Source organism: Sphingopyxis sp., from assembly GCF_016793825.1.
Classification (GTDB): Bacteria; Pseudomonadota; Alphaproteobacteria; order Sphingomonadales; family Sphingomonadaceae; genus Sphingopyxis.
The window spans coordinates 73,170-89,268 of sequence record NZ_JAEULM010000030.1 but is presented as its reverse complement, the minus strand read 5'-3'; the positions used below and the strand labels follow the sequence as shown (position 1 = coordinate 89,268).

15 protein-coding genes are annotated in these 16,099 nt (G+C 63.4%); 6 read left to right on the top strand and 9 right to left on the bottom strand.

The features are described 5' to 3' along the window. Positions 1-12: 12 nt before the first annotated feature. The 3 genes from JNM03_RS09105 to JNM03_RS09095 all read right to left on the bottom strand — a co-directional run bounded on the left by JNM03_RS09105 (position 13) and on the right by JNM03_RS09095 (position 4,148). Complete coding sequence (locus JNM03_RS09105) at positions 13-1,323, bottom strand: sensor domain-containing diguanylate cyclase (RefSeq protein ID WP_294036136.1); 1,311 nt, start codon at positions 1,321-1,323, stop codon at positions 13-15. A 61-nt stretch (positions 1,324-1,384) separates the two neighbouring features. Further along, on the bottom strand, positions 1,385-2,662 hold the full coding sequence (locus JNM03_RS09100; RefSeq protein WP_294036135.1) for an HD-GYP domain-containing protein: 1,278 nt from the start codon (positions 2,660-2,662) through the stop codon (positions 1,385-1,387). Between the two features lie 97 nt (positions 2,663-2,759). Beyond that, complete coding sequence (locus tag JNM03_RS09095) at positions 2,760-4,148, bottom strand: short-chain fatty acyl-CoA regulator family protein (protein WP_294036134.1); 1,389 nt, start codon at positions 4,146-4,148, stop codon at positions 2,760-2,762. A gap of 155 nt (positions 4,149-4,303) precedes the next feature. Here JNM03_RS09095 and JNM03_RS09090 point away from each other — a divergent pair, with 155 nt between their 5' ends. Together JNM03_RS09090 and JNM03_RS09085 are read left to right on the top strand one after the other, a co-directional pair. Beyond that, positions 4,304-5,896 carry an isocitrate lyase gene (locus JNM03_RS09090; protein WP_294036133.1) on the top strand — a complete coding sequence of 531 codons (1,593 nt, stop codon included), beginning with the start codon at positions 4,304-4,306 and terminating at the stop codon, positions 5,894-5,896. A 259-nt stretch (positions 5,897-6,155) separates the two neighbouring features. Next, positions 6,156-6,455 (top strand): WYL domain-containing protein, encoded by a 300-nt coding sequence (locus JNM03_RS09085; RefSeq protein WP_294036132.1) that lies wholly within the window; start codon positions 6,156-6,158, stop codon positions 6,453-6,455. A gap of 30 nt (positions 6,456-6,485) precedes the next feature. Here JNM03_RS09085 and JNM03_RS09080 read toward each other — a convergent pair whose 3' ends face one another. Together JNM03_RS09080 and JNM03_RS09075 are read right to left on the bottom strand one after the other, a co-directional pair. Further along, positions 6,486-7,469, bottom strand: coding sequence for a TerC family protein (locus tag JNM03_RS09080; protein WP_294036131.1), 984 nt, complete (start codon positions 7,467-7,469; stop codon positions 6,486-6,488). A 73-nt stretch (positions 7,470-7,542) separates the two neighbouring features. After that, entirely contained in the window at positions 7,543-7,725 is a 183-nt protein-coding gene (locus JNM03_RS09075; RefSeq protein ID WP_294036130.1) for a DUF465 domain-containing protein, read from the bottom strand. A gap of 261 nt (positions 7,726-7,986) precedes the next feature. On the opposite strand from JNM03_RS09075, the gene JNM03_RS09070 reads away from it, so the two are divergent. Further along, positions 7,987-8,754, top strand: a complete 768-nt coding sequence (locus tag JNM03_RS09070) for a crotonase/enoyl-CoA hydratase family protein (RefSeq protein WP_294036129.1) — start codon at positions 7,987-7,989, stop codon at positions 8,752-8,754. Between the two features lies 1 nt (position 8,755). Continuing rightward, a complete protein-coding gene (locus tag JNM03_RS09065) occupies positions 8,756-9,628 on the top strand; it encodes an alpha/beta hydrolase (RefSeq protein WP_294036128.1) in 873 nt (290 codons plus the stop codon). A gap of 3 nt (positions 9,629-9,631) precedes the next feature. Here the strand turns inward: JNM03_RS09065 and JNM03_RS09060 are convergent, their stop codons facing one another. The 4 genes from JNM03_RS09060 to JNM03_RS09045 all read right to left on the bottom strand — a co-directional run bounded on the left by JNM03_RS09060 (position 9,632) and on the right by JNM03_RS09045 (position 13,661). After that, complete coding sequence (locus JNM03_RS09060; RefSeq protein ID WP_294036127.1) at positions 9,632-10,945, bottom strand: amidohydrolase; 1,314 nt, start codon at positions 10,943-10,945, stop codon at positions 9,632-9,634. Positions 10,946-10,961: 16 nt separating this feature from the next. Beyond that, positions 10,962-11,618 carry a DUF4893 domain-containing protein gene (locus JNM03_RS09055; protein WP_294036126.1) on the bottom strand — a complete coding sequence of 219 codons (657 nt, stop codon included), beginning with the start codon at positions 11,616-11,618 and terminating at the stop codon, positions 10,962-10,964. An 82-nt stretch (positions 11,619-11,700) separates the two neighbouring features. Then, entirely contained in the window at positions 11,701-12,486 is a 786-nt protein-coding gene (locus tag JNM03_RS09050) for a 3-hydroxybutyrate dehydrogenase (protein WP_294036245.1), read from the bottom strand. Positions 12,487-12,515: 29 nt separating this feature from the next. After that, positions 12,516-13,661 (bottom strand): patatin-like phospholipase family protein, encoded by a 1,146-nt coding sequence (locus tag JNM03_RS09045; protein WP_294036125.1) that lies wholly within the window; start codon positions 13,659-13,661, stop codon positions 12,516-12,518. 172 nt (positions 13,662-13,833) lie between these two features. Here JNM03_RS09045 and JNM03_RS09040 point away from each other — a divergent pair, with 172 nt between their 5' ends. Beyond that, positions 13,834-14,742: a neutral zinc metallopeptidase gene (locus tag JNM03_RS09040; RefSeq protein ID WP_294036124.1), complete on the top strand. Its 909-nt coding sequence runs from the start codon at positions 13,834-13,836 to the stop codon at positions 14,740-14,742. Continuing rightward, positions 14,715-15,992, top strand: a complete 1,278-nt coding sequence (locus JNM03_RS09035) for an amidohydrolase family protein (RefSeq protein ID WP_294036123.1) — start codon at positions 14,715-14,717, stop codon at positions 15,990-15,992. The genes JNM03_RS09040 and JNM03_RS09035 overlap by 28 nt, the downstream gene beginning before the upstream one ends. Positions 15,993-16,099 lie beyond the last annotated feature (107 nt).

Here is a 16,099-nt window from a genome sequence, read left to right as displayed (position 1 = left end):
AAATCCGGACGCTCAGAGGCGGATAATCTCGACGCGGTCGCGGCCGCCTTGCTTGGCGCGATACAAGGCACGGTCGCACGCCGTCACCAGATCGAGAGGCGCAAAGTCGGCAAGTTCGGATGCGATGACGCAACCACAGCTCACGGTCAGATGGGGCGCAACCGGCGAGGACGGATGCGGGATAAGAAGCGCCCGCAACTCATCCATGATCCGTTGGAAAATGGGTTCGGGCGAGTCGACTCCGGGGAGCAGCAGCAGAAACTCCTCACCACCATAGCGCGCCGCAAGATCATATGGGCGCCGTGTGACGCCCTGCAATATCCCCGCAAGCGCTTTCAACGCCGCGTCGCCGCGAACATGACCCTCCCCGTCGTTATAAAGCTTGAAATGATCGACATCGATCATCGCCAACGTCAGAGGTTCGCCAGAGCGCGTCGCATGCAGGCATGCCTTTACCAGTTCGTCGTCGAGGCGCCTGCGGTTGGCAAGCCCGGTCAGCGGATCCTCGAGCGCGCTGCGTTCGAGCGTCTGTTCGGCAAGCCTCGATTCCGTGATATCGACGACGAAACCCACCGCACGCACGGGTTGTCCCAGCGAATCTCCGACTATGCGGGCTGCCGACCGCACCCAGCGCATACTTCCATCAGGACGAAAGATACGGAAGAGCATGCCATAGTCGCGCCCCATCGCAGCCAGATCGGCGGCCGTGCGATCAACCTCCGTGGCGGCATCGACATCTTCGGGATGGATGAATTCGCGAAATTCGGCGATCGTCCGAACAGGCCGCTCGGCTTTGCGCCCCATGATCCTGTACCATTGCTCGTCGCACTGAAGCTGGTCGGCGACAATGTCATAATCCCAAATACCCAGGCCACCGACGCGGACAGCCATGGTCAGGCGTTCGTTGGCATCCGCCAGTTCGGCGGTCCGATCCGCGATCTGGCATTCGATGGCCGCATGCGCGGTTTCGCGTTCGCTGACGTCGCGCGCAAGGCCGAAGAACAGCTTTCGGTCGCCGATCATCTGGCAGGTCAGGCTGATCTCGACCGGAAAGGTCGACCCGTCCTTGCGGAGCGCCCGTTCCAGGAAACTCATCGCCATCCCGACGGGGGCCTCGGCCCACTGCCGCTCGTTGGCTTCGCCTTCGGCCCCTCGCGAGATGTCGTTGATCGACATCCCCAGCAATTCCTCACGGGAATAGCCAAGATCGATGCAGGACCGCGCATTGACATCGAGAAACCGACCGCTCTCGTCATGGACGAAGAATCCATCGGGAACGCTTTCCAGAAGAAGGCGAAAGGCGTCGGTGTTGATCGCGGTCACTTTGGCTCGCTATGCTGAACAAGTTTCTCTTATTTGCAGAGTTTTGCGACGCGGGCCAGTCCTATGCCGCAACCTCGGCCGCCATCACGCGCCACCGCATCATATCCCAGTCGGGGAACCGCCAGAAGGTCGGGCTATCGCGTCCGACAATTCGCGGGTTTTCGGCCGACGGAGCGACCGCGCGATCAAAGGGGTCGCATTCGGCGAGTGTTTCACAGTCGAAGAAGACGCGAACCATCACGTCTTCCCATGCCTCGCCACCGCTGCCCATCACGATTCCCAATTCCCCGGAGGAAAGGCGCACCAGCGTACCGATCGGAAAAATCCCCAGACTATCGGCAAAACGGTCAAGCAACGGCACATCGAAATGCCCTGTCCATCCCTGCATTTCGGTCAACGCCTCGCATGGCGCCCACGCCGCCTTGTATGGTCGGTTCGAGGTGACGGCGTCATACACGTCGCAGATCGCACCCATGCGCGCGAAAAGGGAAAGGGCCTCGCGGCGCAATCCCCCCGGATAGCCGCCACCGTCGAGCTTTTCGTGATGGCGAAGACAAACCTCGAGCGCGGCCTCGGGAACGCCCTGCGAATTTTCGAGCAGGGCGTGCCCGGCGAGTGGATGCCCGCGCACCGAATGCAGCTCGCCTTCGGACAGGCTTCCGTTCTTGTTCAATATGTCGTCCGCGATGGCGACCTTGCCCAGGTCATGGAGCAATCCCGCGACCCCCAGATCCTGAACCACCGGCTCGTCGAGTCCCAGATGGCGCCCGAAATTCATCATCAGCGCGCACACCGCGACCGAATGGACGTAGGTATATTCGTCCTTTTCCTTCAGCCGCACGAGATTCACCAGCGCCTTGGTATCGCGCTCGATCGAATCGCCGATCGAACGTGCCAGCGGAACCATGCGCCGCGCCTCGACCGCACGGCCAAGACGTGCCGTGTCGAACATGTCGATGACCGCGTCACGCGACTTGTCGATCAGGCGGCGCGCGCGGCGACATTCACTGTTATAGCCCGGCTTTCGGCGCAGTTCGTCCCGTGGCGGTGTCGACGGCAAACCGAAAGCCACTTGAGCGCGACGGAACGGTGGCGCGACCTCTTCGACAGCCGTTGGGCGAGTAAATTGCGGCGGCGATACCGCTTCGCTGGTCGTTACGCGACTTCGGCTCTGGTCGATGACCAACCCGTCGATCGCCGACCCACGGATACGAAGAAGCTGTTCGGCCGTTTCGACACAGAAATGCTTCGTCCAGAACGGATGATCGAACCACGACCCTTCAAAGGCGTGGATGAACATGCCGATCTCGACATCTTCCGGTTTGATTCGAACCAGCATTCCTCAAACGGCCCCGTCGTTCCGAGGACGGCCCCCCGCCGACCTCAACCTCCGGCGCTACAATGGATTTTCTTAAATTGACGTATATCCCCGCGTTTCAGTCGCCAGCGAAGTCGAACGCGCTCATGCCGCGCTCGCCATCCCGGAAGCGCAGCGGACGCCCGAGCGGCGGCATCGAGCGCTGGATGCACCCGGTGCGCACGCAGCGCCGGCAACCAAGACCGATCGGAGTGGCAGGGCTGCGCATCAGGTCGATCCCACGCGCAGCGATCAGCGGTGCGGCGACCTTGGCATCGACGCCGACACAGACCGCGAAGCGTGCGGGCGTGCCGCTGCCGGTGGCACCTGGTGCCGCAACGCTGCGCGACTGAGTGAACCAGCGCGAGCCATCTTCCAGTTCGACCAGATCGGCCACCACCTCTCCCGGCCGGGCAAACGCTTCGTGCAGACCCCAAAGCGGGCAGCGTGCGTCGCCATCCACAAGGGGTGACTGGCTCGCCCCCGCATAGCGTTTGCTCCCCTGTCCCGCCCGGTCGATCCGCAGCATGAAAAAGGGCAGTCCGCGTGCGCCGACACGTTGCAAGGTGGTCAGCCGGTGCGCGACCTGCTCATACCCGGCGCCGAAACGTCGCTGAAGCAACAGCAGATCATATCCCGTCGCGTCGCACGCCCGCAGGAACCGGCCGTAAGGCATCATCAACGCCGCTGCGAAATAGTGGATCAGATGCCTTTCAAACATCCGCGCTGCGGCCGCCTCGGCAAACTCCGCTCCGACAACCAGCGCATCGATCTCTGTCTTCGCCTCGATCTGCGCAAGCGTTGCCGCGGCCTGAAAGGTCCGCGACGCCGGGCGCAGCAATTCGCTCAGCATCAACTGCCTTGCATGCCAGTCTAGCCAGCGCAGCCGATCGGGCATGACATCGGCGGGAAGGATGCGAATGCCAAGCTGATGGCGCGTGCGCAGCCTCTCTGCGATCGTGCCATACAGGTCACCCCCGGCAAGCCGCAATTCGTCGGCCAGCTCCTCGGCACGCACATCGAGGTCGGGGAAATGGTTGCGCCATTTCTCGATCGCGCGTCGAACCGCGTCGACTTCGGGCGCTTCGGCGAGAACGGGCGCCGCCGCCTCACCCGCGACGTCGAACATCCGCGCAAAGGCGGCCGCGGTCGCTGGCGCGCTCTGCACCCACTCTTCGATTTCCTGCGCCCCAATGCCAAGGTCGGCAAAGCGCGGATCGGAAAGCCGCCGCCGAAGACCGGCAAGGCCGCCGGGCAGATCCTCCGCGCCCAGTTTCGCGGTATCGAACCCGAACCGTTCGGCCAGCCTTACAATCACCGTCGCACTGAGCGGGCGCTGGCCATGTTCGATGAGATTGAGATAGCTTGGCGAAATGTCGAGGGCTTCGGCCATGGCCGCCTGCGTCATGGCCGCCTCGCGCCGCACCTTGCGTACCGCCGGCCCCGCGAAGATGCGCCGTTCAGCCATGATTGTAACTTTCTTTACTAATTTACACGCCATTTTGCACTTCATCGGCATAATTCACAAGAATTATTGACAAAGCTTTTCACTTTGTCCGCAAGGGTCGGCAAAAAGCCCCCATCACCTCACGGCCCCTCCGGGTCGCAGCCAAGGACAAGACGATGGGCTACCAAGAAGACATGGCGCAGGCAGGCCGCCTCATCCGCGACTATGACGGCACGTGGGACGGCATCAGCGGCGAAAGCATCGCCCGCATGCGCGCCCAGAACAAGTTCCGCACCGGCCTCGACGTCGCGCGTTACACCGCCCGCATCATGCGCGCCGACATGGCCGCCTATGACGCCGATCCCGCCAACTACACCCAGTCGCTCGGCTGCTGGCACGGCTTCATCGCGCAGCAGAAGATGATCTCGGTCAAGAAGCATTTCGGCACCACCAAGGGCCGTTACATCTATCTCTCGGGCTGGATGATTGCCGCACTGCGCAGCGAATTCGGTCCGCTGCCCGACCAGTCGATGCACGAAAAGACCAGCGTTCCGGCGCTGATCGAGGAAATCTACACCTTCCTGCGCCAGGCCGACGCCCGCGAACTCGGCGGCTTGTTCCGCGAACTCGACGCCGCACGCGCCGAGGGTGATGAGCTCAAGGCCAAACAGATCCAGGCCGCGATCGACAATCATGAAACGCATGTCGTGCCGATCATCGCCGACATCGACGCGGGCTTCGGCAACGCCGAGGCGACTTATCTCCTCGCCAAGAAGATGATCGAGGCCGGCGCCTGCGCGCTGCAGATCGAGAACCAGGTCTCGGACGAAAAGCAGTGCGGCCATCAGGACGGCAAGGTTACCGTGCCGCACGAGGATTTCATCGCGAAGATCCGCGCCTGCCGCTACGCCTTCATGGAACTCGGCGTCGAGGACGGCATCATCGTGACGCGCACCGACAGTCTCGGCGCGGGCCTCACCAAGCAGATCGCCTTCTCGAAGGAACCCGGCGACCTTGGCGATCAGTATAACAGCTTCCTCGACTGCGAAGAGGTCGAAGGCGCGGGCAACCCGGGCGACGTCCTCATCAACCGCGACGGCAAGCTGATGCGTCCGAAGCGCCTGCCCTCGAACCTTTACCAGTTCCGTCCGGGAACCGGCGAGGATCGCTGTGTCATGGACTGCATCGCCAGCCTTCAGAACGGCGCCGACCTGCTGTGGATCGAGACCGAAAAGCCGCACATCGAACAGATCGCCGGCATGGTCGACCGCATCCGCGAAGTCGTTCCCAATGCGAAGCTGGCCTACAATAATTCGCCCAGCTTCAACTGGACGCTCAACTTCCGCCAGCAGGTGTTCGATGGCTGGCAGGCCGAAGGCAAGGACGTCAGCGCCTATGATCGTGCGAAGCTGATGGGCGTCGATTATGATGGCACCGAACTTGGCGACGAGGCCGACAATCGCATCCGCACCTTCCAGCGCGACGCGGCCAAGCGGGCTGGCATCTTCCATCACCTGATCACCCTGCCGACCTATCACACGGCGGCGCTCAGCACCGACAACCTCGCCAAGGAATATTTCGGCGACGAAGCGATGCTCGGCTACGTCAAGGGCGTCCAGCGCGCCGAAATTCGACAGGGCATCGCCTGCGTGAAGCACCAGAATATGTCGGGCAGCGATATCGGCGACGACCACAAGGAATATTTCGCGGGCGAAGCGGCCCTCAAGGCCGCGGGCAAGGACAACACCATGAATCAGTTCGCCGCCTGATACGAGCTTGGCGCGAGGGGCCCGTTGCACCCCCTCGTGCCACCCGTCCTGGCGCGGGGCATCCAGCGACCCGATGTCCCGCGCCTCCCGAGCTTTCCTGGGGAGGAAAGCCTGTCCGCCGGAAGCCGCAAGGCCTCCGGCGGACATTTTCGTGGGCCCCTCAAGAAAAACTGGCGTAGCGGACACCCTCCCCCTTGAATCGCAGACGCCGACGAGGCATTATGCTGCAACGCACAAAACCTCCCCAAGGCGATTTTACATGAGTGACAACCGGCTGAAGCTGATGGAAGCCATCGCGCGACGCCGCAGGGTTACGGCGCGCTATAATGGTACGCGCATGACGCTTGCGCCCCACCAGCTCTTCGAACGACATGGCGCGCTGTTCGTCAGCGCCTTGAATCTCGACAAGAATTGGCGGTCCGACGACGAACGCCGCCTAGGCCATTTCAAGCTCGATGGCCTTGGCGCTCCCGAGCTTGAGGATGAGACCTTCGAACCGCTGCCCTCGTTCGAAGCAGGTGCTCCGCGCGATGACGACGTCTTGCTGATGGCCGTCTGAAAGGGCGGGTCTGACACCCGCCCTCCCGCCCTATGCGGCTGCGGCATCTTCCTCCCGCGTCTTCACCAGCGACCAGATCACGCCGCCGGCTATCAGTGCGACGGTCACGCCCAGACTGACGAGCGGCGGAAATTTGTCGCCGCCGAGGATGAAGTCGGCGACGAAGATCTTCGACCCGATGAAGACGAGCACCAGCGCGAGCGCATATTTGAGATAGTGGAAACGGTGCACCATCGCCGCGAGCGCGAAGTAGAGCGCGCGCAGGCCAAGGATCGCCATGATGTTCGACGTATAGACAATGAAGGTGTCGGTCGTGATCGCGAAGATCGCGGGCACGCTGTCGACCGCGAATACCAGGTCGGCCAGGTTGATCACGACGAGCGCCAGGAACAGCGGCGTTGCGGCGAGCGCGAGTTTTCCGGTCTTCGTATCGGGAACGCGCACGAAGAATTTCTCGCCGCGCAGTTCATGTGTGATCGGAATATGGCGCGACAGCCATTTGACCACCGGATTGCCGGCGACGTCCATCGGCTTTTCGCCCGCGAACAGCATCTTGATGCCGGTGAAGATCAGGAAGGCCGCGAAGACATAGAGCAGCCAGCCATATTCCGTGACGAGCGCCGCGCCACCCGCAATCATGATACCGCGCAGCACGATCACCGCGACGATCCCCCAGAGGAGCGCGCGATACTGAAAACGCGGTGGGATCGCGAAAGTCGTGAAGATCAGCGAAATCACGAAGATATTATCGATCGACAGCGCCTTCTCGATGAAGAAGCCGGTATAATATTGGAGGCCGGCTTCGCCGCCTTTCTCCATCCATATCCACGCGCCGAATGCGAGGGCGATGCTGATGTAGAAGAGCGAAAGCTTCAGGCTTTCGCCAACCCCCATCTCCTTGTTCTCCTTGTTGAGAAAGCCAAGGTCGAAAGCCGTCAGCGCGACGACAAGGCCGATGAAAGCCAGCCAGAACCAGGCGGGCGTACCCAGCCAGTCGGCGAACAGAAATTCCATGGTGAATATCCCTGGTGTGCACCAAGGGCGCCGCCCTTGCCGGGCAGCGCCGTCAGTCGCTTATTGTGTCAGGTCAGAGCGTCAGCGCGGGTCGGCGCGACAGGCCGGCAAGCCGCTCGCGCACGGCGAGCTTCAGCGTCTTGAGCCGCAGCAGCCGGAACGGGTCACCATCGCCGCGGCGATTTTCACGGCGCAGCGCATCGTCAAGCTGGCGATGCAGCACGGTCAGCCGGTAAAATCGGGGATTAAGCGTCATAAAAGGGGCCTCCTGATTGAAAAATCAAGCAGGTGACGCCGATGCCGGACCCAGGATTGAGGGGGGAGGAGGGCCCAGAGCATCGGTGTCACCCGATGCGGTCCGACATCACGTGGCGGAATTTCTTCCGCCGACGCCAGAGGGGCCCGGCCCGCATGACTGTTATTTAGGGAGCCGCGATCGGTGTTGCAAGGCTTTGCCCCCGCCCCATCGGTCGTGCTAGCCCGAAAGAGCATCGGATCGCCGAGCATTGGAGAGTATATGACCGTTCTGATCGACCATGATGGCCCGGTTACGATTGTGACGATCGACCGGCCTGCCAAACGCAATGCCGTCGATCCCGATACCGCCATCGCGTTGCGCGACGCCTTCACGGCGTTTGCGAAAGACGACAGCGCGCGCATCGCGATCCTTACCGGCAGCGCCGGGCATTTCTGCGCGGGTTTCGATCTCGGAGCGGTCGGCACGTCGCGCTACGATCCCGACGGCCCCGGCCCGATGGGTCCGACGCGGATGCTGCTTGAAAAGCCGGTGATCGCCGCGGTCGAGGGACATGCGGTTGCTGGCGGTCTCGAACTCGCTCTCTGGTGCGACATGCGCATCGCCGCCGAAAGCGCCGTGTTCGGCGTCTATTGTCGTCGCTGGGGCGTTCCACTCATCGATGGCGGTACCGTTCGCCTGCCGCGTATCGTCGGGCAGGGCCGCGCGATGGACATGATCCTGACCGGCCGGCCGGTGGCCGCCGACGAGGCACTGCGTATCGGCCTCGCGGATCGCGTCGTCGCCGATGGCGGAGCGCTGGCTGCCTCGGTCGAACTGGCAAGGCAGATTGCGGCCTTTCTGCAAATCTGCATGAACAGCGACCGGCTCAGCGCCTATCGCCAGTGGGATTTCGACATTGAAGGCGCACTGGCGCACGAGGCGCACGCAGGCGCCGCACCGCTGCGCCAAGGGGCGGCAGCGGGCGCGAAGCGCTTTACCGAAGGCACCGGGCGCGGCGGCAGCTTCGCCGCTTTCAAGGGAGAATAGGATGCGATATCTGCTTGTCGCGACAGCATTGGCCACCCTGCCCTTCGCCGTGCAGGCCGAGGCGCCGGACATTCCGGCCGCCATCTACACCGACCCCGCGCCCGACAAAGCGCATCCCGCCGCGATGGAGGTCGTCCATATCCCGACCGGCGGGGTCGAGATCAACGGCGTCGTCTATATCGCCGCCGGCGCCGGGCCGCACCCGACCGTCGTCCTCTGCCACGGCCTTCCCGGCAACGAAAAAAGCCTCGACCTTGCGCAGGCGATGCGCCGCGCGGGCTGGACGGTCATCACCTTCAACTATCGCGGATCATGGGGCAGCCCCGGCCAGTACCGCTTCGCGCAGAATCTGGAGGACGCGAACGCCGTCCTCGCCTTCGCCCGCGATCCGGCGAACACTGCAAAACTCAGGATCGATCCGAAACGCCTCGTCATCATTGGTCATAGCATGGGCGGCTGGGTGACCGCGCTCACTGCCGCAGCCGACAAGGATCTTCGCGGCGCCGTAATGATATCGGCCGCGAACCTCGGTGCGTTCGGCAATGCGCCGCGCGATCAGCTTGCTGCCGAGATGCGCGAAAACGGACAGGAGGCGCTGGCCGGTACGTCTCCCGAAACGATGGCCGACGAAATGATCGCGAACAGGAACAGCTTCGACTTTACCAACGCCGCATCGGCGCTCGCCGCGACGAACCTGTTCATCCTGTCGTCGGACGACGGGCTCGCGCCGGGAACCGACGCGCTCGCCGAGGCGATCCGCAAGGCAGGCGGATCAAGGGTCAAAACCCTTCATGTCGCGACCGACCATAGCTGGTCCGACGCGCGCATCCGGCTGGAGAGCGAGATTCTGACCTGGCTGGAAGCGCTGAAATAGCGCCTATTTCGGCATCAATTTCATCGCCATGGCCGTCAACGCCTCGGTCGCGGTCGCAATCACGGCCGGAGCGTCGGGCGCCCAGAAGGGCGAATGAAGGCTCGGTAGCGTGCGCCCCTCCTTCTTCGCGGCATCGAATTCGGCTTGCGGGACACCGCCGACCCAGATGATCAGGCTCTTGATATCCTTGTTCTCTTCGCGCGAAAAGCGGCTGAAATCCTCGCCACCCATTACCGGCGGCAATTGCATCACGCGCTGCTCGCCAAAGCGGGTCTTGAGGAAACCCGCCATCTCCTGCGTAAAGTCGGGGGTATTGAACATCGCCGGCGTGAATTCGTCCTTCTCGACACTCACCACGGGCATCTTGTCGTCGGGAATGCCTGCGGCGATGGCTTCGCCCTTTGCGATACGCTCGATCCCGCCGAGCAGTTTCGCGCGGACTTCGTCGGTGTAGCTGCGCACCGTCAATTGCAACCGCGCTTCATCGGGAATGATATTGTGCTTGGCGCCGGCGTGGAAGCTGCCGACGGTGACCACGGCGCTGTCGAGCGGGCTGATCTCGCGCGACACGAGCGTCTGCAACGATGTGACGATGCGGCTTGCCAGGACGATCGGGTCCTTGGTCGATTGCGGATAGGCGCCATGGCCGCCAAGCCCCTTTACCAGGATATCGACGCTATCGACATTCGCCAGGGCATAGCCCGGGGTGTAGCCGATCATCCCGGCGGGAAACCCGGCCGCGTCGTGAAAGGCGATGGCATATTGCGGCCGCGGAAAGCGGGTATAAAGCCCATCGGCAAGCATCATTCGCGCGCCAGCGCCGCGTTCCTCGGCGGGCTGCCCGATCATCACCAGCGTCCCCGACCATTTATCCTTGTTCGCCGCCATCAGGCGGGCGGTACCCACCCACGCGGTCATATGCGTATCGTGACCGCAGGCGTGCATCACGCCGGTTTCGACACCCTCCTTCGTGGTCACGCGCACCTTGGACGCTCCGGCGAGGCCGGTCTGCTCGACCACCGGCAGCCCGTCCATATCGGCGCGCACAAGGACCACCGGGCCCGGCCCGTTCCTGAGCACCGCGACAATACCCGTGCCGCCGACCTTCTCGGTCACCTCGAAACCAAGCTTGCGCGCTTCGGCTGCCAGAATGCCCGCCGAGCGGACTTCCATGAAACTGAGTTCGGGATTGGCGTGCAGATCCTTGTAGATCGCCATCAGCGACGGCATCTGTTTCTGGACTTCGCCGCCAAGGTCCTGCGCCGTGGCCGGCATGGTGAGCGCAAGGGCGGCGACGCCCGTCCACAAGATCCGCATTATCTTTCCCCCGTTTTCAGCTAGCCGGAACAAGCTCGATCACGTCGAGCATGGATTCATACGCCGGCGACGGCAAAGCCAGCCGCCAACGATTGTCGCCGATACGTTCGACCAGTCCCGCCATGTCGCGCATCCGGTCGCTGCCATAGCTGACCGGCATCGACTCGTCGCCCAGTACCAGCGTTCCCAGAAACACCTGCCTTTTCAGATTGTCCGGAAAAATCAGCCCGATCGGACGCTGCGAGCCCGTCAATTTGGTCAGGCTGGTCAACCCCTGCTCGGCCGACACCCGGCAGCGAAACCAGTCATAGGCGATATAGCCGAGCGTGCCGCCCCCCTGCGTCCCCACCTTGACCGTACGACATCGGTAATCGCCGGGCGGCAGATGCGGGTTGGGCAACGCCGCCATCGGCTGCAAAAGCTCCGCCTCGCGATCGATGTCGGTGCCGAATCCCTTGGCCCGCGCATCCGCGATCGCAGCCTGCCAGCTCGAATACCAGTTCCGGATACGCTGCTTGTCCTGCACCGTCGCGGTCGCGCGCCAACTGCCGGCAGGATCGGCCTCGACGGCCGCTGGCGGATCGGCGGCAGGCGGCGGCGATGCTACCGTCTGGCAAGCGCCAAGGCTCAGCCCGAGTGCCAGTACTGAAATCCCTGGGATGCGACCCCGCATGTTCCGTCCCTCCTGGTCGGCCTTTCGCCGACCTTAGGAGCGACAAGAAAAATGCTCAAGGCCGCTCCCGCTGGCTGCCCCGTCAGGCGGCCGTCCAGCCGCCATCGACGCTGAGATTGGCTCCCGTGATATTCGCGGCTTCCTCGCGGGTCAGAAAGCTTGCGATCGCCGCAACCTGATCGACCGTCACGAACTTCTTCGTGGGTTGGCCGGCAAGCAGAACGTCATTGATCACCTGTTCGCGCGTCATCTTGCGCGCCTTCATCGTATCGGGAATCTGATTTTCGACGAGCGGCGTCCAGACATAGCCGGGGCTGATGCAGTTGACCGTGATTCCCGCTTCGGCCACTTCCAGCGCAACCGTCTTGGTCAATCCGGCAAGCCCATGTTTCGCGGTGACATAGGCTGATTTGAACGGCGACGCGACCAGCGAATGCGCCGAAGCGGTCGCGATGATGCGTCCCCAGCCCTTCTTGCGCATTCCGGGCACCGCATGGCGGATCGTGTGAAACGACGCGGTCAGGTTGAGCGCGATGATCATGTCCCACTTTTCAACCGGGAAATCCTCCACCGGCGCGACGAACTGCATGCCGGCATTGTTCACCAGAATGTCGATTCCGCCCAGATCCTTGTCGGCGCGCTTGAACATCGCTTCGATCTCGTCGGCCTTGGTCAGATCGGCGCCGTCATAAACGGCTTTGCCGCCGTTCAGCACTTCGAGCGCCGCCCGCTCGGCCTCGATCGCCGCAGCGTCTCCGAAGCCGTTGATGACGATATTCGCGCCATCGGCCGCCAGCGCTTTCGCGATGCCAAGCCCGATGCCCGATGTCGATCCGGTGACAAGCGCGGTTTTGCCTTTGAGATGCATCATTCAATCCTTTCAGCGGGGGGAGAATATCAATCGGCCTTGGGGCGAAGATCGCCGGACCGGACGGCAAAGCTGTCCGACCGCCCTTCGGCGATGCTTTCGGCGAGCAGCGTCCCGTCCTTCATCGCAGCCTCGACCGCCGCGCGCCCGAGCGCCCAGTTGACGTCCATCGTCGATCGCGAAAATTCGAAGTCGCGGGCGCCGGTCTGCCACGCGGGCGGTTCGTGGATCAACTGAACGACGTTGAGCGCCTTGCAGTCGACCATTTTCCGAACCGCCTTGACCTCGGCGAGATCTGCAAACTCGGCCGGCAGCTTCCGCAGCATCCGGTCGATCAGCCGATGCTCCTTGCGGCGTCGGACGAGTCCGTCCGAAATGCGCCGCGTGCGACTGGAATAACGGATATCCTTCTCACGCGACCAGGCTTCCTCCAGATCGTGCGGGCGCTCGCCGCGCGCGGGGAACAGGTCGACCTGAAAGACCAGCATGTCTTCGTCCCCGCTTTCGACGACATGCTCGAGCGGGGTGTTCGAAACCAGTCCGCCGTCCCAATACCAGACGCCATCGATCTCGACCGGCGGCAATCCGGGCGGCAGCGCCCCCGATGCCAAGATGTGGCGCGCGTCGATCCGGTCGGTCTTCGTGTCGAAATATCGGAAGTTCCCGGTTTCGACCGCGACCGCGCCGACCGATAGCCGAACCCGGCCCTCGTTAAGCCGGTCCCAGTCGACCAGCCGATCGAGCGTCGCAATCAGCGGCGTAGTGTCATAGAAACTGACCGCCGCAGGCGTCTGTCGCTCGGCAAACATCGGCGGTGGGATGCGCGGCACGAAGAAGCCCGGAACCCCGAATGTCGCGACCTGCGCCGCCGCACCCAGATGGGTCCATTCGCGGACGAGGTCGTTGTCGATGAGCGGCAATGACGGCAGCGCGGACGATACGCCGTCCCAGAATTCGCGCATCTTGCCCACGGCCTCGTCGCGCGGATTGCCCGCGATGATCGCGGCATTGATCGCGCCGATCGAAATGCCCGCTATCCAGTCCAGCTCGATACCAAGCTCGATCAACGCCTCGTAAACGCCGGCCTGAAACGCGCCGAGCGCGCCGCCCCCTTGCAGAACGAGCACGACGATATCGGGAAGCGGCAAGGCGGCGCGGGCGGCACGGCGAGGCATGGACTCGGACGATCCTCTTCTCTGCGGTCGGCACCCGCACCCTTTTTTGCACCGCAACAGAGAAGATTGCAAGCAAACCAATGCGATCATCGGCGTGCGAAGGCTCTTCCAATTGCACCGACCTGCTGCCACAAACGGGGACAGACAAGACGTTAGCGGCTGGAGGGACCCCATGCGCCTCGACGATTATGATCCCGGCGACGATATCCGCGACCTCGGGCGCGGCGGTGGAGGTTTCGGCGGCGGCGGCGGCGGCGGCATGGGCGGTCTGCTCATCGGCCTGTTGCCGATGTTGCTCGGTCGCAAGATGGGGTGCGGCACGATCATATTGCTGGGCGTCCTCGCCTTTGTCTTTTTTGGGGGCGGCATGCAGATGCTCGGCGGCGGAAGCGGAACGGCGGACCCCGCTGCCGACAGCCGCGGCACGCAAGGCGCCGCCGCCTGCGATACGCAGGCAGAGCGTTTTGCCTGTCAGGTGTTCAGTTCGACCAATCGATTTTGGGCCACCCAGATCAACGGCTATTCCGAACCGAATCTCCGTTTCTTCACGAAGGAGAATGACTCGGGTTGCGGCGCGGCGCAGGCGGCGATGGGGCCTTTCTATTGCCCCGCCGATCACGGCATCTATCTCGACACCGAATTCTTCGGCGAATTGGCCCAGCGGTTCGGTGCTGCCGGCGACGCGGCGCAGGCCTATGTCGTCGCGCATGAGGTCGGCCATCACATCCAGACCATCACCGGTGTTTCCGATCAGGTTCGCCGCGCGCAACAGCGCGCTTCGCAGGCCGAAGGCAACGCCTATCAGGTCCGCATGGAATTGCAGGCAGACTGCTATGCCGGCGTATGGGCCAGCCGCGCACGCAACAAGGACGGTCAGTCGGTGATGGAACCCGGCGACATGGAAGAGGCGATGCGCGCCGCGAACGCGATCGGCGATGACACGCTGATGCGATCGGCCGGCCAGCGCCCGGTTCCAGAAAGCTTCACGCACGGGACCAGTGAGCAGCGGATGAGCTGGCTGCGCCGCGGGCTGCAGACGGGGGACCCGAAACAGTGCGACACCTTCAACTCGTCGCTCTGATCGCCGCAACGGCGCTCACCGCTGTCCCCGCCGCTGCCGAGACGGTCTATGTTCAGGCCGGCCGCCTGATCGACGGGCTGTCGAACCAGGTCCGCACGGGCCAGTGCATCACGATCGCCGACGATCATATCAAGGCTGTCGGTCCGTGCGGAAAGGCGCCCGACGGGGCCAGAATAATCGACTGGTCGGCCTACACCGTCCTGCCCGGGCTGATCGACCTGCACACGCACCTTGCCGACCTTGGCCAGAGCGCCGACCTGGCCGCGCCGATGAAGGCGTCGCCCGCCGAAACAGCGCTGGTTGGCGCGCGCAACGCACGGGTCACGCTCGACGCCGGATTCACCAGCGTGCGCGACGTCGGCACCTATCGCGGCCTGACCGACGTCGCGCTGCGCAATGCGATCGATCGCGGCGACGTCCCCGGCCCGCGCATGTGGGTCGCGGGGTCCTATCTCACCATTCCGGGCGGCGGCGGCGAACTCAATGGTGTCGTGCCGAACGACCAGCTTCCGCCCGACATGCGCCTCGGAGTTGCCGCAACGCCGGAGGAAGCAGCCGCAAAGGCGGCCTTCCTGCTCGACCATGGAGCGGACTTCATCAAAACCATCGCGACCGGCGCGGTGCTCGCAATCGGCACGGAACCCGGCGCGCCCGAACTCACCGAAGACCAACTCCGCGCGATCGTGCAGGTCGCGCATGCGCGCGGCAAGCGCGTGACGGCGCATGCCCATGGCGCGATCGGCATCCGGAATGCGATCAATGCCGGGGTCGACAGCATCGAGCATGCCAGCCTCGCCGACGAAGCAACGCTGCAGCTCGCGAAGACGCATGGTACCTGGCTCGCGATGGACATCTACAACGGCGACTATATCGACGATATCGGCACCAAGGAGGGCTGGCCCGAGGAATATCTCCGCAAGAATCGCGAGACGACCGACACACAGCGCGCCGCGTTCCGGCGCGCGGTCGAACTGGGCATCAACATCGGCTTCGCAACCGACGCGGGCGTGTATCCGCACGGCCTCAATGCCCGGCAATTCGCCTATATGGTCAGATATGGCATGACGCCGATGCAGGCCATCCAGGCAGCGACCGGACGAGCGTCGGAGGAAATGGGCCGCGGCGACGTCGGCGCGATCGTTCCGGGCCGCTTTGCCGACATGATCGCGGTGAAAGCCGATCCGCTGAAAGACATCAGGGCGCTGGAGGCGATCGATCATGTGATGAAGGGCGGCGCCGTCGTTCGCTGACCCCCGACTGACGCGGGCGCATTCCATCCCCGACTTTCTCGTCATCTGAAAAAGGCATCGATTTCGAGACGTCTTTTATGGAAATGCCTCACGCCTTCGGTTCAAGA